We start from the raw sequence: 18,901 nt of genomic DNA on the forward strand, positions 1-18,901 counted from the left end.
AAATGGTCTAGATTTACGAATTATGAACCAGCCATATGCACCACCAAACAAATAGTCTATCTTTGTTCAAATTTTTTAAAGCATAAACTTGAAAGACCTTTTACTTATTACACCGCCTTTTACGCAGTTAAACACCCCGTATCCAGCTACGGCTTATCTTAAGGGATTTTTAAATACCAAAGGGATTTCAAGCTATCAAATGGATTTAGGGATTGAAGTGATTTTAGAACTATTTTCTAAACCCGCTTTTTCTGTAATTTTTGAAATGGCTTTCGAAAATAATACGATCCTGTCTGAAAACAGTAAACGTATTTATGCTTTAAAAGATGAATATTTAAAGGTGTTAGACGATGTCATTCGGTTTCTTCAAGGAAACAACCCAACGTTTGCACGTCAAATTTGTTCTAAGCAGTGTTTGCCTCAAGCCTCTAGATTCGATCAATTAGACGATTTAGAGTGGGCTTTTGGTAGCATGGGAATGCAAGACCAGGCCAAACATTTAGCCACGTTATTTTTAGAAGATTTATCCGATTTTGTAATTGAATGTATCGACGATAATTTTGGCTTTAGTCGCTATGCCGAACGTTTAGGCATGAGTGCCAATGCCTTCGATGAATTGTATGACAGTCTTCAACAAGATCTTACCTTTATAGACGATATTACGTTACAGATTCTAGAATCTAAGTTAGAAGAGATTCAACCAAAAATAGTCTGTTTATCGGTGCCGTTTCCAGGGAATTTATACAGTGCGTTTCGTTGTGCACAATTTATAAAATCTAATTTTCCTACTATTGTTGTTGAAATGGGAGGCGGATTCCCCAATACAGAATTACGCTCGCTTACGGATGCTCGAGTATTCGAATTTTTTGATTATATCACTTTAGATGATGGCGAGCGCCCCATAGAATTATTACACGATTTGGTAAGTAATGAAAAACCGCTAAGCGATTTTCAGTTTAAACGGACGTTTCTTTTGGAAGACGGAAAGGTTACTTATAAAAACAATACAAATTTACCCGATTATAAACACAGCGAAGTAGGGACTCCAGATTATTCAGATTTGCTGTTAGATCAATATATTTCGGTTATCGAAATTGCAAATCCTATGCATAGTTTATGGAGCGATGGCCGATGGAATAAACTCACTATGGCGCATGGTTGCTATTGGGGTAAATGCACGTTTTGCGATATTTCTTTAGATTATATAAAAGTTTACGAACCCATTACAGCGAAACTCTTGGTAGATCGTATGGAAGCCATTATAGCGCAAACGGGTGAAAACGGATTTCATTTTGTAGATGAAGCAGCGCCGCCTTCGTTAATGAAAGCTTTAGCACTAGAAATTTTGAAGCGAGAACTAAGCGTTACATGGTGGGCCAATATCCGATTCGAGAAAAATTTCACAAACAACTTGTGTGTGCTTTTAAAACAATCTGGCTGTATAGCGGTTTCTGGTGGTTTAGAAGTGGCCTCAGATCGTTTACTAAAATTGATTGATAAAGGTGTAACCGTAGAACAAGTCGCTCAAGTTACTCGACATTTTACCGAAAATAACATCATGGTGCATGCGTATTTAATGTACGGCTATCCAACGCAAAGTATACAAGAAACGGTTGATAGTTTAGAAATGGTACGCCAGTTGTTCGAAGTTGGAGTATTACAATCTGGGTTTTGGCATCAGTTTGCTCTTACGGCTCATAGCCCGATAGGTTTAAATCCTTCAGACTATGGTGTTATTCCGCATTATAACGACATTAGTTTTGCAAATAATGATGTTGCTTTTTCCGATGTAAAAGGTATAGACCATGCCCAATTTAGTGACGGACTTAAAACTTCATTATTCAATTATATGCATGGTATAGGCTTCGATATTCCGCTTCAAGATTGGTTTAATTTCGATATTCCCGATACCACAATAGATCCCGATTTTATTTACGATAGTTTACAAGATGTTCCTAATTTTAATACCAAACCCACTGCAAAAATTGTTTGGCTTGGGCATCAGCCAGAAGTAGAAGAGCTCACGAAAACGAAGCGCGGCCAGACCTATTCAAGTTTAAAATTAACGTTTTATGAAAAAACAGATAGTTTTCAAATTGTTATAGGTAAAGCTAAAGGGGAGTGGTTGTTAAATTGGTTACTTCAGCTTAGTCCAGCACAAGCGCCAGTAAAATCGTATGGAGTTTTAAAAACCAGTTTCGAAACCCAGTTCGACGATTTTGAATTGTTTTGGTTTTCTAAACCCTTGCAAATTTTAAAAGCACATGGCTTGTTGGTATTGTAAATAAAAAGCTGTGTTACTGCTATAAGTTTTGCACTACTAGTGCAACTAAAATTATGTATATTTGAAACTATGAAATGTATAGCATTCATCTTATCTCTTTACATTCTAGGCCTCAACGTTATGCCTTGCGAAGATGTTGTGCGTATAGATGATGAGCAACAGCTAGTTTCAGAATTAGTTCAGCATAATGACGCCGACCACAATCATGATTCTTCAGATTTATGCTCGCCGTTTTGTCAATGCCATTGCTGCCATATTCATGCTACAGCATTTTCTCCGTTACAAATTACCTTTAGTATTCCAGAAATTTCAACAAAAATATTTCTTCATTTTGATAGTTTAGGAGAAGATATTCATTCTAAACGTTTACAACCTCCCCGGGTATAATGTGTCCTGTATTTACAGGGTTTAATACAGCATTCTTAAAATAATATTTAAGAACACAACTTTATTATAATCACATTATAACTCAATTTCTATGATTAATAAAATCATCGATTTTTCAATCCATAATAAATTTATTATTGGGTTGTTAACTCTTACTTTAATAGGAGCAGGGATATGGAGTCTTACCAAAGTACCCATAGATGCCGTTCCAGATATTACAAATAACCAAGTTCAAGTTATTACACAAGCGCCAAATCTAGGTACAGAAGATATAGAGCAGTTTGTGACCTATCCGGTAGAGATGGCTATGAGTAATTTGCCTTTTGTAACAGAAATTCGCTCGGTTTCACGTTTCGGATTATCGGTAGTTACCATTGTTTTCGAAGATGATATGGGGACGTATTTACCGCGACAATTGGTTTCCGAAAAACTGGAAGCGGTAAAAGATGACATCCCTGAAGGATTTGGTACACCAACCATGGGACCAATAACGACTGGTTTAGGTGAAATTTATCAATACACGCTAAAAGTTGCTCCCAAATTTAAAGACACTTATTCTATTTCCGATTTACGTACCATGCAAGATTGGATTGTACAACGGCAAATGGCTATGGTACCTGGAGTAGTCGAAGTTAATGCTATAGGCGGAAAAATTAAGCAATACGAAGTCGCTGTAGACCCAAATGAGTTGAACGCGATGGGTATTACAATTACCGATATTTTTAAAGCTTTACAAGCGAATAATCAAAATACAGGTGGGGCTTACATCGAAAAAAACCACAAGGCAAACTTTATTCGTGGCGAAGGTTTAATTCGCAGTTTAGACGATATCAAACAAATTGTAGTTCAGCATACTAATGGAATTCCTTTAACTATTGACGATATCGCTCAAGTACAATTTGGTTCGGCGATTCGGTATGGAGCTTTAACGCAAGATGGAGAAGGCGAAGTTGTAGGTGGCTTGGTGATGATGCTGAAAGGTGCCAATTCTAATGAGGTGATACAAGAAGTCAAGAAGAGGATGTCTGAAATTCAGAAATCACTTCCCGAGGGTGTTCAAATTGAACCCCTGTTAGACCGCAGTAAACTGATTGGAGAAACCACCTCTACGGTAAGTACAAATTTGATTGAAGGAGCACTTATTGTCATTTTTGTACTCATTTTTTTATTAGGAAATTGGCGAGGCGGCCTTATCGTGGCTTCAACCATTCCCCTATCGCTATTATTCGCTTTTATACTTATGAACGCCTTTGATGTGTGGGCAAACCTAATGAGTTTAGGAGCGATTGATTTCGGAATAATTGTAGATGGTGCCGTAATTATTGTTGAAGCTACAGTATTTATGTTTGCTTCAAAGCATTATAAAAATAAAAACACAACACCCGAAAATAGAGATGCCATAGCCTCGAAAGCCTCAAAGAAAATGATGAATGCCGCCTTTTTTGGTCAGCTTATTATTTTAATTGTTTTTCTACCCATTTTAGCTTTAGAAGGCATTGAAGGAAAAATGTTTAAACCCATGGCATTAACCTTCATTTTTGCTATGATAGGGGCTATGATTTTATGTTTAACCTACGTCCCAATGATGTCGGCTTTAGTACTTCGTGCACCAAAATCTGAAAAATTATCTTACGGCGACAAATTTGTGTATTGGGTAGAACGAAAGTACGAACCGCTATTGAATTCAGCCTTAAAACACGGAAAATGGGTTGTAAGTATCGGAGTTTTACTTTTTGCACTTACCGTGTTTATGTTTACTAAAATGGGAGGCGAATTTATTCCGCAATTGGATGAAGGCGATATTGCGTTTCATGCCATTTTAAAACCTGGAAGTTCGCTAACAGAAACCATAGAAACCACAACAAAAATAGAGCAACTTATAAAAGCAGAATTTCCTGAAGTTGAAAAAATTGTAAGTCGTATTGGTGTTGCCGAAATTCCCACTGATCCTATGCCTATGGATTTGGCTGATGTGATAGTAATTTTAAAACCAAAATCGGAATGGACTTCGGCAGCCTCTAAAGACGAATTGATAGATAATATGAAGGCTACTATAAGTATACTGCCAGGAGTAAATTACGAGTTTACGCAACCAATAGAAATGCGTTTTAACGAATTGCTAGAGGGTGTGCGAGAGGATATTGCTATTAAAATTTATGGTGAAGATATTTATGTGTTGTCTGAAAAAGCAGAAGAAATAACTAAATTAATAAGTGGAATTGATGGTGTTGGAGATATGAAAGCCGAAGCCACAACAGGTTTACCACAAATGACGATTACTTATAACCGGCATAAATTAGCACAGTATGGTTTACAAATTAATGAACTTAATCACATCGTGCAATCGGCTTTTGCCGGTGGGAAAGCGGGCGTTATTTTTGAAGGCGAAAAGCGTTTCGATGTTATGGTGCGGTTGCAGGAACACAACAGAACAGATATTAGCGATGTTCAGAATCTGTTTATTAAATTACCAGGAGGGTCACAGATTCCGTTGAAGGAAATCGCAGAGATTTCGTATAAATCGGGGCCCATGCAAATTAGTCGCGATAATACCAACCGACGAACTTATGTGGGTGTAAATGTCCGTGGCCGGGATGTAAAATCGTTAGTTACCGAAATAAAAGCCAAGTTGGATGCGGATTTAAAACTACCTCCGGGATATTTTATTCGTTACGGTGGTGCTTTCGAAAATTTAGAACGTGCCAGTTCTAGATTACAAACCGTAGTGCCTATTTCCTTAATATTGATTTTTGTCCTGATTTATTTCGCACTAAAATCCTTCCCACAAACCCTAATGATTTACATTGCTATTCCCATGGCAACTATTGGAGGTGTTTTCGCCTTGTGGCTTCGAGACATGCCGTTTAGTATTTCGGCAGGTGTTGGGTTTATTGTGCTCTTCGGCGTGGCAGTATTAAACGGATTGGTAATGATTAGTGGTTTAAATGAATTAAAAGATGAAGGTGTTTTTAATTTAAAAGACCGAATTTTTAAAGGCACCAAACGTCGTATTCGGCCCATATTGTTGACCGCTTTTACAGATGTTTTAGGGTTTTTACCTATGGCAATTTCAGCTTCGGCAGGAGCAGAAGTGCAACGCCCCTTGGCGACAGTGGTTATTGGCGGCTTGTTAACTTCTACGTTTTTAACGCTATTTATTTTACCTATTTTATACCATTGGGTTGAAAAACAGCAGGATAAAATCACGTTAAAACGTGCCATGGGACCGGCTATTGCGATGCTAGTTTTATGTTTGGGTATACCGCAGTTCGGATATGCCCAACAAAATCTAGAACCATTTCCAGAGATAACTTTGGAAGCCGCTGTAAACCTAGCTAAAAAACAATATCCGTTATTAAAGCAAAAAAGTTTAGAGGTTGATAAACAGGAAGCTATAAAGCAAACGGCTTTCGATTTTGGAACGACTCAAATTTTTACAGGAGGAGAAGAAATCGGGGACAATGGCGGTGTGTATACGACTATTGGAGCGGGGCAAACTAATATTGATGTGTTTGGTTTTGGAGCTAAAAAACACTTGCAAGAGCAGCGTGTTTTATTAGCCCAAAGTGCTTATGAAGTGTCGGAACTTCAATTGGAGTTAGAAGTGAAAATGGCCTGGATAAAAGCCTATCAAACCAAAAAGCAATTCGACTTGTTTACCGAATTAGATTCCATTTACACACGTTTTGAACAAGCTGTAGCACTGAATTATAAAGTAGAAGCCATTTCGAGATTAGAATATTCGGCAGCAAAAAATCAATATTATCAAATTCAAAATAATAAGACTAAGGCCTTAAGCGATTACAAAATAGCTTTGTTACAATTAAACCTTTGGTTGTCTGCAGATCCATTTTACACGGTGGCAGAGTTGATAGAAACGGAAGCAGATGTATTTATGGAATTTGATATAGAACAGCATCCCGCATTTCAGGTTGCCGAGTTAGAAGTTTTAGAGTCCGAAGCACAAGTAAAAGCGGCACAAACCAAGAATCTACCCAAATTTAATGTACAAGGCGGTTTACAAAAAATAAATGGAAATTCAGGATTTTACAGTTATCAAGCGGGAATTTCGGTTCCATTTTTGTCGGGTAGTCATCGAGAAGCCTTGCAATCTGCTAAAATTGATAAAGAGATTGCAGAAACCAATGTGCAGTTAAAACAAAATCAAGTTAAATCGAAATATAACCAAGCGTTCCAGCAATATAAGCAATGGTCGCAATCTTGGCAGTTTTACAGTACAAAGGTTTTGCCGTTAGCCAAAGAACAACGGCAAGGTGCCTTGTTAGCCTATAAAGAAGGTGCCCTAGATTATACGGGGTTTTCGCAATTAATTAACGAAGCAATTCAATCGGAATTGGATGCTCAAGAAGCGCTTTTAAATTATTTTAATAGTGTGTTTGAATTACAATATTTTAATAAGAAATAACATGAAACAGATAGTATATATTTTTAATATAGTCGTTTTAATTAGTGTTTTTAGTTGTGGATCGAAGGATTCAAATTCTGAAAACACTAAAGCAAATCATGCTGAAGAATCAGTCGAACACAATCATGAAAACCATGATGAATCGGAAGGTGTTCATTTAACAGGAAAGCAATTTGATGCTTTAAAAATGAAAGTCGATACGCTATCTACACGAGCTATGCGTGGTTATATAGAAGCTAATGGCAGTCTCGATGTTCCACCTCAAAACGAAGCCGCGATAACAACAGTGTTAGGTGCTAATATTGCATCGATAGAAGTGATAGAGGGCGATAAGGTGAATAAAGGTCAGGTAGTGGCCTATTTGTCGCATCCTAATATTATTAAAATGCAAACCGATTATTTAAATGCGTTTAGTAACAGTAACTATTTAAAAAAGGATTTTAACAGACAGAAAACCTTATACGATTCTGGCGTTGGTTCTGGGGCTAATTATCAAAAAGCAGAAGCCGAATATGAAGCCTCAAAAGCTATGGTAAATGGTTTGGGAGCCCAATTGCAATTGTTACATTTAAATCCGAAATCTGTCCAATCGGGTACTATTTATCAACGTGTCGCGTTGCGAAGTCCTATAGAAGGTTTTGTGCAAAAGGTACGGGTAAAAACAGGCCAATATGTAGCTCCAGAAACCGAAGTTTTCGAAATTGTAAACACACATCATGTGCATGCCGATTTGATGGTGTTCGAAAAAGATGTTCAGAATGTTAAAAAAGGCCAACGTGTTCGTTTTTCTGTACAATCGTTACCAGAAGAAAAATTTATTGCCGAAATTTATTCGGTAAGTAAAACATTTGAAGATCAACCAAAGGCAGTTCATGTTCATGCCGAAATCGAAAATAAAAAAGGGCATTTAATTCCGGGTATGTATATTAAAGGTCAAATTCAAATCGAAGAAGTCGAGTCTGTAGCTGTTCCGGAGCAGGCTATTTTTAATGATGCAGAACGGTTTTATATTTTTAAAGCTGAGATAGGGGAGTTTCAAGATTGGAATTTTAAACCGGTGGAGGTTATTTTGGGAGATAAAGATGGTGATTGGCAAGCTATTCGTTTTCTTGAAGACCAAGATAAAACAGGACAATTTGCACTAAATAACGCCTACTATTTGAGTGCAGAAATGAAAAAAGGCGAATCAGAACATAGTCATTAAGTATATGAAAAGCATAGAAGAATTTTTAGAATTAAAAGGTATTCGGGTTACAGCGATGCGGCTGCTGATTTATAAATTTTTATCTGAAAAGCAAGTTGCGGTAACGCTTAGTGATATTGAAGATGCTTTTGATAAAGCCGACAGAACAACCTTGTACAGAACCATTAAAACCTTTGAAGAAAAAGACATCGTGCACCAAATAGATGATGGGACAGGAGTCACCAAATACGCGTTGTGCGAACCTAATTGCCACTGCGATTTAGAAACCGATTTGCATTTGCATTTCCACTGTACACAATGCGAATCTACCATGTGTTTAACGCATAATAAAATTCCAAAAATAAATGTACCCAAAGGATTTGTTGCCGAGCATGCTAACCTTGTGGTTAAAGGTGTTTGCGATAAGTGTAATGTAAATTAATGCACTTCCATTGCATGGAATTTTTGGTCATCTTTGAACTAGTATAATATATTAGAACGCAATTAAGATGAACGATATACATAATAATTCCTTACCCAACGAAGACCAATGTTGTAGTCACAATCATAATCACAATGTGGATGCTGGAGGTGATACGTCTAAATATAAAATCTATTTACCGGCTATTTTCAGTTTTGTATTGCTTATGGCTGGTATTGTTTTCGATTATTTAGATGTCGAATTTTTTCAAGGTGTTATTCGCATAATTTGGTATGTAGTAGCCTATATGCCCGTAGGATTACCTGTAATGAAAGAAGGTTTAGAAAGTATTAAACAGGGCGATTTATTTACTGAGTTTTTATTGATGTCTATCGCCACCATAGGAGCTTTTGTATTGGGAGAATATCCAGAAGGGGTAGCCGTTATGCTATTTTATGCTGTTGGCGAATTATTTCAAGGTGCTGCTGTAAAAAAGGCCAAAGGAAATATAAAAGCCCTTTTAGACGTACGGCCAAAATCGGCACAGGTGTTGAGAGATGGGAGTTACAAAACGGTTAGCCCAGAAAAGGTACATATTGGAGAAACTATTCAAATTCGAGTAGGAGAGCAGGTGCCTTTAGATGGTGTTTTAAAATCGGATAAAGCGTCTTTAAATACGGCAGCTCTTACAGGCGAAAGTAAACCAAATACGATACTTAAAGGCGATAAAGTATTTGCGGGAAGTATAAATTTAAATCAGGTTATAGAGGTTGAAGTAAGCAAAGAGTTTAAAGATAGTTCTATATCTCGAATTCTAGATTTGGTTCAAAATGCCACGTCTAGAAAGTCGAAAACAGAATTGTTTATTAGAAAATTTGCACGAATTTATACGCCAATCGTAGTGGTTTTGGCTATAGGGATAACGGTATTACCCTATCTGTTTGTATCCGATTATGTGTTTAGAGATTGGTTATATCGCGCTTTAATATTTTTGGTAATTTCTTGTCCGTGTGCTTTAGTCATTTCAATTCCACTCGGATATTTTGGTGGTTTAGGGGCGGCTTCTAAACATGGTATACTCTTTAAAGGAGCTTCATTTTTAGATGCCATGGGCAAAATAAATACGTTGGTTTTGGACAAAACAGGAACCGTAACGCTGGGAATTTTTAAAATAAAACAGATTAAAACGTTTGGTTTAAGTGAAGATGAGTTTATGAATTACCTTATGGCTATAGAGGCAAAATCGACTCATCCTATAGCAAAAGCTATTATGCACTATAAAGATAAAGCCGTTTTCGAGGCTGAAGACATTACAGAAATAGCTGGTCAAGGGGTACAAGGTATAGTGCAAGGTAAAATTGTTTTGGTAGGAAATACAACTTTAATGGAAACGCATAATATTTCCGTTCCTGAGGATCTTAAACGCATTGTGGAGTCTGTTGTTTTAGTGGCAATAGATAGTGTGTTTGTGGGGTTTGTGGTGATTGCCGATGCTTTAAAAATAGATGCTAAAGACACGATAACTAAATTACGAGCAGTAGGTGTAACTAAACTAATGATGCTTTCTGGGGATAAGGATAGTATTACGCAACAAGTGGCTTCAGAATTACAAATTTCGGAAGCGAAAGGAGGGTTATTGCCAGAAGACAAACTTCATGAAGTTGAAGCTTTAAAGAAAAATTCGAAGGCCGTAGTTGCCTTTGTGGGTGATGGTATTAATGATGCGCCAGTACTTGCTGTTAGCGATATCGGGATTGCAATGGGTGGTTTAGGTAGTGATGTGGCTATAGAAACTGCCGATGTTATTATTCAAACCGACCAGCCTTCAAAAATCGTTACCGCTATAAAAATTAGTCGGTCAACACGAGCTATAGTTTGGCAAAATATAGCCTTGGCTATTGGCGTTAAACTCATAGTAATGATACTTGGTGCAGGTGGGTTAGCAACCATGTGGGAAGCTGTATTTGCCGATGTTGGTGTGGCATTCTTAGCTATTTTAAACGCTGTTCGTTTACAGCGGATGCATTGGGATTAAGTTTAAAACTATTATTTAAAGGTGTATGACAGTCCGTTAAAGAATTGGTATTGTGTAGTTGGAATGTCTTTTGCGGGATAAGAGTCGTAATTTAAAACGTAGGATAAATTGAAATCTAAATTTTTATAGACTTTTAAAGAAACTCTGGTAAAGAAATCAAATCTGTAATCTTTCATGAGATTAATCTTAGGCTGATAGAATGCAGAAATTTTAAAAGAAATGTTTTTAACCAAATTATAAACAAGTGTATAGGAGGCACATGCTCTTATATCGTTATGATAAATAGTTCCTAAACCGGCATCATCATTGTCTTCGTGCTCGTAAACATACATTAAATACGTCCCGATAGACATCATTAAATCATCATTTTTAATGAATTGAAATCTCGGACCCCCACCAACTAAAATCCTATTGTCAATATTAGCAATGGTGTTGGTGTAGACTTGAAAAAATACTTCTGGGATAAAGGTTTTGGATTTATAATAGTCGTACCTAATTTGATAGGTTCCTTTATTCTTTATATCGCTTCCATCTACTCGTTTTATATCTAAACTGGCAGTAAATGCCAGTAAATGTTTCTGCTTTCTATATTCAATATAAGAGTAGTTGTTAAAGGTGAATATACGTTTCGTGTTTTTTTCAAAACTGGCGTTCAATTCAACTCCTCCAGAAAATCCAACAGTGTCTTTTTCAAAAACGAAATGTTCAATGTTAAAAATTTGAGCATATGCAATACCATTAAATAATAGTACAACTAATACAACGATGTTTCGTATAAAACAGATAGTTATCTTTTTAAATTTAGCCTAAGATAAAGTCCAATTCGGCAATTTCAAAATTAATTAGACTCCTTTTGATTTATAGTAATATTACAAATTTCAATTATAAACCCATATTTGAGATGTAAATTAATATATTATGAATTAAAATTAGTCCTTTATAAAATTATGCATGCATAATAAAATCCATTATCTTTGTTTAAACCGATTTCTTATTTATGCAAACAAAACTAACAGAGTTGCTAGGTATTACCTATCCCATAATTCAGGCCCCTATGTTTTTGGTCTCGAATGTGGCTATGGTAAAAGCCGCCATGAAAAGTGGAATTGCTGGGTGTATTCCAGCACTAAATTATAGAACTTTACCGGAGTTAAAAGCGGCAATTCAAGAACTAAAAGCAGCTAAGATTCCCGGAGGTGCTTTTGGATTTAATTTAATTGTAAATAAATCGAATATTAAATTTAAAGATCAGTTAGCGTTAATTTGCGAAGAAGGTTGCGATTTTATAATAACGTCTTTAGGTAGCCCAGAAGAGACCATAAAACAAGCACATAAAGTGGGCATAAAAGTGTTTTGCGATGTTACAGATTTAAGATATGCCCAAAAAGTAGAGGGCTTAGGAGCAGATGCTTTAATTGCTGTAAATAATGAAGCTGGTGGACACCGGGGAGCATTATCGCCACAAAACTTAATCCAAGAATTGACATTGCATTGTAACATTCCTGTAATTTCTGCAGGGGGTGTAGGGCGGAAGGCAGATGTCGATAAAATGTTACGTTATGGAGCAGAAGGAGTTTCTGTAGGAAGTCCGTTTATAGCGTCTATAGAAGCCAATGTAACCGATGAATATAAACAAGCTTGTATCGATTATGGAGCTAAAGATATTATAATGACAGAACGTATTTCTGGTACACCTTGTACAGTAATTAACACACCTTATGTTCAGAAAATTGGAACGAAACAACCTTGGTACGAGAAGTTGTTGAATAAAAATAAAAGTCTTAAAAAATGGGTTAAAATGTTGCGTTTTTCTATTGGTATGAAAGCCACAGAAAAGGCGGCAAAAGAAGTAACGTACAAAACGGTTTGGGTTGCAGGACCTAGCATAGAATACACCAAAAAGATTTTATCGGTTAAAGAAATCGTGGCGAAACTGGTAAGTTAATACAGGACTAAATCTTTAATTAATTTTGATTTTATTACAATCCATTCTTCTTTTAAAATCCCATATACGCAAGTATTTCTTTTAAATCCGTCTAATAAATAGGTGTTTTTTCTTAAAATACCTTCTAAAGTTGCTCCCAAATGCTCAACAGCTTTCCGTGAGCGTGCATTGCGTTCATCAATTTTAAATTCTACTTTTTCAAAAGCCATAGTTTCAAAAGCATGTTGGAGCATCAAAAATTTCATATGACTATTTAATCTAGTACCTTGAAATTCATAACCAATCCATGTAGAACCAATATCTAATACTTTATTTACCACATTTATATTCATAAAACGTGTGCAACCGGCATACCTTTGGTTTTGCTTGTCAAAAACTATAAAAGGAATGCATGTGTTGTTATTAAATCCATCAATTGCTGTCTGAATATAATCTCTTAAAGCTTCTGTAGTTGAAATATTTGTGGGGGAATACTGAACTAAATTGTTCTGAAAAGCTATAGGTTCCAAATCTTTACAATAACTTAAATCTAGAAGTAAGAGTTTAACACGAGAATCTTCTAATTGCTGAATGTTCATGGTAAGAATAGATGTATCTAAATTGTGTTTTGTACTTTTGTTTCACTAAAATAAATGATTTATATGAAACCATCAAAAGAAGAAATTTTAAAACAAGCGAATGCAGCCTGTAAGAATACCTTAATGGAAACTTTACAGATTGAAATTGTTGATTATTCTAATGATATGTTGATTGCCAGAATGCCCGTAAATTCTAGAGTACATCAACCAGATGGTGTACTTCATGGGGGTGCAACCGCAGCTTTAGCAGAGAGTGTAGGGAGTTTTGCATCTCATATTTTTTTAGACACAAATGCTTTTTTTGTTCGAGGTTTAGAAATTACAGCCAATCATTTAAAGAGTGTTACTTCGGGTTATGTTTATGCAAAAGCATCCTTTTTACATAAAGGAAGAACCACCCAACTTATAGATATTCGTGTTACAGATGATGACGATAATTTAGTTTCAATATGTAAACTATCCACAATTACTTTACCTAAAAAACAATAAATGCATCCATCCGATTTTTTTGAATATCTGGTAAATCAATTTCAGAATACATTGCCATTTGTTGCTTATAGAAAACCAAATGAAAATCGTATAACTGTTCTTTGTCAGCAGGATGATGAACTTTACATCACTAAAGATTTATCTGAAAGTGGATTTGTTTTTGCTCCGTTCGACGATACTTTAGATATGATTTTGTTGCCTTTAGAAACGTCTAAAATAGCATACTGCGATGCCTTTGAAGGGGAAGCTAATTTAGAGAATCATATTCAGCTATCACCGTCTTCAAAAACGAAATCGGATTATATACAATTGGTTGAAAAAGCAATTTCTGAAATTGAAACTAGTGCATTAAAAAAGGTAGTATTGTCTAGACCAGAACATGTTTTAAATAATAATTTACATGTTTTTGAAGTTTTTAATCGTTTACTGTCTACTTACAAAACGGCCTTTGTGTATGTATGGTATCACCCAAAAATCGGACTTTGGTTAGGAGCAACACCCGAAACCTTGTTAAAAATTGAAGGAGAACGCATGTCGACTATGGCTTTGGCAGGTACGCAAGTGTATAAAGAAACTACAGATGTTATTTGGGGTAAAAAGGAGCAAGAGGAACAACAATTTGTAACCGATTATATTGTAAATAATTTACAACCTATAGTCAAATCCATTTCAACTTCGGAGTGTAGAACAGTAAAAGCAGGAGCTTTATTACATCTTCAAACACAGATTTCAGCGCAATTAGAATCTCGAGAATTGCAACTATTACCCATTGTAAAGGCTTTGCATCCTACACCAGCAGTTTGCGGATTACCAAAAGAGAAGGCGAAACAATTTATTTTAACACACGAACCTTATAACCGAGAATTTTATACGGGATTTATGGGCGAATTACATTTTAAAAAACGCCAAACACGAAATACAAACCGGAGGAATGTAGAAAATAACGTGTATGGAACGGTAAAACCGGTTTCGAATTTATATGTGAATTTGCGATGTATGCAAGTGTTAAAAAATCAAATTATTATTTATGTAGGTGGAGGCATAACTAAAGATTCTGTTGCAGAAGCCGAGTGGGAAGAAACTGTTAGTAAAACATCAACCATGATGCGTATGCTATAGCAAGCACTCAATTTTGAGGTGTCGGTGTTATTATTTAAAAGTATCAGTTATATTGCTTAATTTTGTGACTCATTTCTTAAATAGAGTTCATGATATATTCTGCGATTCCCCTCGCACAAACGGTAATCACACTTTGCAAAGCAAAAGGTATAAAACACATTGTTATTTCTCCTGGCAGTAGAAATGCCCCATTAACAATTGGATTTACTCACGATCCGTTTTTTAAATGTTATAGTATTGTAGACGAGCGCTGTGCTGCTTTTTTTGCATTAGGAATTGCGCAACAATTAAAAGAGCCCGTTGCTGTTGCATGTACTTCAGGAAGTGCTCTATTAAATTATTACCCAGCCATTTCGGAAGCGTTTTATAGCAATATTCCTCTAATTGTACTATCGGCAGATCGTCCTAAAAATAGGATTGGTATTGGCGACGGACAAACAATTAATCAGCCTAATGTGTTTAAAAATCACATTTTATATTCAGCAAATTTAAATATCGATGCCAAAGAGCACCACGATGATTTTAAAGAAGCCTCGTTCTTAAAAAGTATAGAACAGAAATTAGAACTCTTTTTAGCACATCAGAAAGGGGTACAAGAAACCAACGAAGAGGAAATCAATACGGCCATAAACACAGCAATTGAAAACCATGGTCCTGTACATATTAATATTCCGTTTGAAGAACCTTTATATGAGACGACCGAGACTTTAGCGGTTTCTCCGAAAATCATTGCTAAAGAAAAAGAAGCGACTCCTTTAGATTTTGAAACGCTTGAGTTTTGTGCAGATGATTGGAATGCTGCAGAGCGTAAATTTGTCTTGGTGGGTGTTAACGGCCCAAACGACATCGAACAGAAATATCTAGACCTATTGGCTAACGATGACAGTGTTTTGGTTTTTACAGAAACTACATCTAATTTACATCATGAAGGCTTCTTCCCGAGTATAGATAAAATAATTGCACCATTAGACGATTTAGATTTCGAGGCTTTACAACCCGATATTTTATTAACGTTTGGAGGATTAATTGTATCGAAAAAAATAAAAGCATTTTTAAGAACCTATAAACCAAAACAACATTGGCACATTGGAGAAACTAAAGCGAACGATACTTTTTTTAGTTTAAATAAACATATAGAGACGACGCCAAACCAATTTTTTAGTCAATTTTTAAAACGCACTGTAGCTGTAGATAGCACCTATAAATCGCATTGGGAAGCGGTTAAAATCTTACGAGCTACCAAGCATGATGCTTATATAAACGACATTTTATTCAGCGATTTAAAAGTATTTCATATCCTGTTAAATACCTTACCCCAAGCATCTGTTTTGCAATTAGGGAATAGCTCCACAATTAGATACACGCAACTTTTTAATATCCCTAAAGATGTTGAAGTGTTCTGTAATCGCGGTACGAGTGGTATAGACGGAAGTACATCTACAGCCATTGGTTGCGCAGTAGTGAACCCAAAACCAACTACACTAATTTCTGGAGATTTAAGTTTCTTTTACGATAGTAATGCGCTTTGGAACAACTATATTCCTAAAAACTTCAGGATAATTGTGATTAACAATGAAGGAGGAGGTATTTTTAGAATTCTACCCGGACATAAAAACACAGTTAATTTTGATTATTTCTTTGAAACAAAACATCATTTAACCTGTAAACAGTTAGCCGAGATGTATAATTTTGCATACCATTCGGCTACAAATGAAGATGAGTTAAAATTGGAGTTAGCATCATTTTATAATGAAACGAACACGCCTAAAATATTAGAAATTTTTACGCCGTCAACCATAAACGACACCATTTTATTGGATTATTTTAAAGCCTTAAAATAGTTGAGATTTGCATGACGATGATTTATAAATTCAATACGTAATATTAGTATCTTTGCACTATGATAAAATTAGGAGAATACAACACGTTAACCATTTTACGTGATACCGAACCCGGATTATTTCTTGGAGATGATGAAAATAACGATGTACTATTACCCAATCGTTATGTTCCAGAAGTTTTCGAAATAGGAGACGAGATTGAGGTTTTTGTGTACTTAGATAATGAAGAGCGTATTATTGCGACAACAGATAAACCTTATATTAAAAAAGGAGATTTCGCATTATTACGTTGCAATCAAACCAACGATTTTGGAGCATTTTTAGATTGGGGCTTAGTAAAAGAATTGTTTTGCCCATTTAAAGAGCAAGCTTTTAAAATGAAAAAAGGAGGTTGGTATTTGGTATATTGTTACGAAGATGAAGTGAGTAATCGATTAGTAGCGTCTAGTAAAACCAATCATTTTTTAAGTAATAAAGAATTAACCGTAGAGCCGTTTGAAGAAGTCGATATTATTGTTTCACATCCGTCTGATATAGGTATGAACGTTATTGTTAATAAAAAACATGCTGGATTAATTTTTAGAGATGATATTTTTCAAGATTTAAGTGTTGGTGATCGATTAAAAGGAATTGTGAAGAAAATCCGCCCTGACAATAAGATTGACATTATGCTTGGTAAAATTGGTTATAGAAGTATAGAACCAAATGCCGATTTAATAATGAAAGAACTCGAAGATAACAGCGGTTACCTTAACTTAACCGATAAATCTTCGCCCGAAGCGATTAAAGAAGCGTTACAAATGAGTAAGAAAAACTTTAAAAAAGCTGTAGGGACGTTATATAAAAAGCGTTTAATTGAATTAAAAGACGACGGTATTTATTTAGTAGAATAAACCATGTTTAATTATAACAAGAAAGCCTCAAATTTTTAGAAATTGAGGCTTTTTTGTTTGAAATTTTTAGAATCAACATCACCCTGAATTTAGTTCAGGATCCTAATAGTTTGTGATTCTGAAACACGTTCAGAATGACGGTGAATTAAGTATTATAATTGAAGCTAGATTACAAGTTTAAATCTTTTCTAATAGAACGAGGTAAGGCCTCTTTATGTACCATAATAGAAATGGTTTTTAGCTTAAAATAAGCTTCACTCATATAAATATAACCATCGTTAGACACACGATCCGAATTTCCACCCCAAGAATTTTTTACCTTATAATAGGTGTTCCCTTTTTGGTCTTCAACTAAACCTACTATATGCATTAAATGGTCGTCTGTGGTATCAAAATTTTCAAATTCTTTTTGACGGTATTCTGCCGTAACTTTTAATTCCTTTTCAATTTCTTTTAAAGCAGATTCATTATTTTTTTCATCTTTCGGAATTACAGCAATTCCGTATTTAGAAGAAAATGTTTTTTCACTCACATCGCAATCCAATTCAATTGTATAACCTGCTTTTAGGGCGTCATTTGTAATATCCACCAAATCATCTAATTCAACATTATAAAAACTTCCATTAGAAAAATTATCTGGAATATCTAATATAAAAGAAGTTTCGTATGGGTGATGTGTAAACGAAGTAATAGAAACATAGTCTTTAGGGTTTAATCCCGTCATCTCTAAAAACGATTGTGGTGTGTATTTTACTCCTTCGTAAGTAAAAGACGTTACATTTTTGCCCAATTTATCATCTAAAATATTTGAAACATCTGTTTTCCAGTCACCATCATAGGTTTTCGGATTTTTAATATAATCGTCTAAAACGGTTTTTAATGCTTCAACAAGTTCAGAATGGTCGTGTTTTTCTTCCTTCTTTTGTAAACCTGTATACACTTCGTTAGGCACCAATCCATAAGCAGAAACACTATTCATGACATCATGGGCCAAGCCACCTTCGCTAAACTGTGCTTTTCCTTGGCGCATTACGTAATTCCAAGCTTTTACAGGATACGTTTGTCTTACGTTGTACATTTCAGATAAATCGATATGTTTACCCGATGTTCTAATAATTTCACTTTCTAAAAAGGAGGTAGTTGAAAAACTCCAACACGTACCTGTTTTACCTTGATTTATAACATCTTTAGCATCTAAAGCAGTAATGGTTTTAAATTTGTATGCTTGCGAGAAACATGTGGTTGTTAATGCTATTAATAATAAGAAAATACTATATTTTTTCATTCTGAAGTAGGGGTT

At 35.4% G+C, this 18,901-nt stretch carries 14 protein-coding genes; 11 read left to right on the forward strand and 3 right to left on the reverse strand.

The genetic code is table 11. From position 1 onward, the window contains the following. Nucleotides 1–88: 88 nt before the first annotated feature. From A9D35_RS00990 to A9D35_RS01015, 6 genes are all read left to right on the forward strand, one after another. The gene (locus A9D35_RS00990; RefSeq protein WP_066217875.1) at nt 89–2,284 is read left to right on the forward strand and encodes a B12-binding domain-containing radical SAM protein; all 2,196 of its coding nucleotides are present in this window, start codon (nt 89–91) and stop codon (nt 2,282–2,284) included. Nucleotides 2,285–2,353: 69 nt separating this feature from the next. Further along, nucleotides 2,354–2,671 carry a DUF6660 family protein gene (locus A9D35_RS00995; protein ID WP_066217877.1) on the forward strand — a complete coding sequence of 106 codons (318 nt, stop codon included), beginning with the start codon at nt 2,354–2,356 and terminating at the stop codon, nt 2,669–2,671. Between the two features lie 91 nt (nt 2,672–2,762). Beyond that, on the forward strand, nt 2,763–7,097 hold the full coding sequence (locus tag A9D35_RS01000) for a CusA/CzcA family heavy metal efflux RND transporter (RefSeq protein ID WP_066217879.1): 4,335 nt from the start codon (nt 2,763–2,765) through the stop codon (nt 7,095–7,097). 1 nt (nt 7,098) lies between these two features. After that, entirely contained in the window at nt 7,099–8,301 is a 1,203-nt protein-coding gene (locus A9D35_RS01005) for an efflux RND transporter periplasmic adaptor subunit (RefSeq protein WP_066225677.1), read from the forward strand. A 4-nt stretch (nt 8,302–8,305) separates the two neighbouring features. After that, nucleotides 8,306–8,722, forward strand: coding sequence for a Fur family transcriptional regulator (locus tag A9D35_RS01010; RefSeq protein ID WP_066217881.1), 417 nt, complete (start codon nt 8,306–8,308; stop codon nt 8,720–8,722). 67 nt (nt 8,723–8,789) lie between these two features. After that, nucleotides 8,790–10,736 (forward strand): heavy metal translocating P-type ATPase, encoded by a 1,947-nt coding sequence (locus A9D35_RS01015; RefSeq protein WP_066217883.1) that lies wholly within the window; start codon nt 8,790–8,792, stop codon nt 10,734–10,736. Between the two features lie 11 nt (nt 10,737–10,747). Here the strand turns inward: A9D35_RS01015 and A9D35_RS01020 are convergent, their stop codons facing one another. Beyond that, nucleotides 10,748–11,392 carry a DUF481 domain-containing protein gene (locus A9D35_RS01020; RefSeq protein WP_066217885.1) on the reverse strand — a complete coding sequence of 215 codons (645 nt, stop codon included), beginning with the start codon at nt 11,390–11,392 and terminating at the stop codon, nt 10,748–10,750. A gap of 341 nt (nt 11,393–11,733) precedes the next feature. Between A9D35_RS01020 and A9D35_RS01025 the strand changes: the two genes are divergently transcribed. Beyond that, nucleotides 11,734–12,681, forward strand: a complete 948-nt coding sequence (locus tag A9D35_RS01025) for an NAD(P)H-dependent flavin oxidoreductase (protein WP_066217887.1) — start codon at nt 11,734–11,736, stop codon at nt 12,679–12,681. Here the strand turns inward: A9D35_RS01025 and A9D35_RS01030 are convergent. Then, a complete protein-coding gene (locus A9D35_RS01030; RefSeq protein ID WP_066217888.1) occupies nt 12,678–13,259 on the reverse strand; it encodes a GNAT family N-acetyltransferase in 582 nt (193 codons plus the stop codon). The genes A9D35_RS01025 and A9D35_RS01030 overlap by 4 nt on opposite strands. 63 nt (nt 13,260–13,322) lie before the next feature. On the opposite strand from A9D35_RS01030, the gene A9D35_RS01035 reads away from it, so the two are divergent. The 4 genes from A9D35_RS01035 (at nt 13,323) to A9D35_RS01050 (ending at nt 17,601) form a co-directional block, all read left to right on the forward strand. After that, nucleotides 13,323–13,748 (forward strand): PaaI family thioesterase, encoded by a 426-nt coding sequence (locus A9D35_RS01035; protein WP_066217891.1) that lies wholly within the window; start codon nt 13,323–13,325, stop codon nt 13,746–13,748. Continuing rightward, the gene (locus A9D35_RS01040; protein WP_066217893.1) at nt 13,749–14,867 is read left to right on the forward strand and encodes a chorismate-binding protein; all 1,119 of its coding nucleotides are present in this window, start codon (nt 13,749–13,751) and stop codon (nt 14,865–14,867) included. 89 nt (nt 14,868–14,956) lie between these two features. Continuing rightward, nucleotides 14,957–16,708: a 2-succinyl-5-enolpyruvyl-6-hydroxy-3-cyclohexene-1-carboxylic-acid synthase gene (menD, locus tag A9D35_RS01045; protein ID WP_066217895.1), complete on the forward strand. Its 1,752-nt coding sequence runs from the start codon at nt 14,957–14,959 to the stop codon at nt 16,706–16,708. A gap of 59 nt (nt 16,709–16,767) precedes the next feature. Then, complete coding sequence (locus tag A9D35_RS01050; RefSeq protein WP_066217897.1) at nt 16,768–17,601, forward strand: CvfB family protein; 834 nt, start codon at nt 16,768–16,770, stop codon at nt 17,599–17,601. A 169-nt stretch (nt 17,602–17,770) separates the two neighbouring features. Here A9D35_RS01050 and A9D35_RS01055 read toward each other — a convergent pair whose 3' ends face one another. Then, nucleotides 17,771–18,886, reverse strand: coding sequence for a C1 family peptidase (locus tag A9D35_RS01055; protein WP_066217899.1), 1,116 nt, complete (start codon nt 18,884–18,886; stop codon nt 17,771–17,773). Nucleotides 18,887–18,901 lie beyond the last annotated feature (15 nt).

The sequence above is a fragment of the Formosa haliotis genome, assembly GCF_001685485.1.
Lineage (GTDB): Bacteria > Bacteroidota > Bacteroidia > Flavobacteriales > Flavobacteriaceae > Formosa > Formosa haliotis.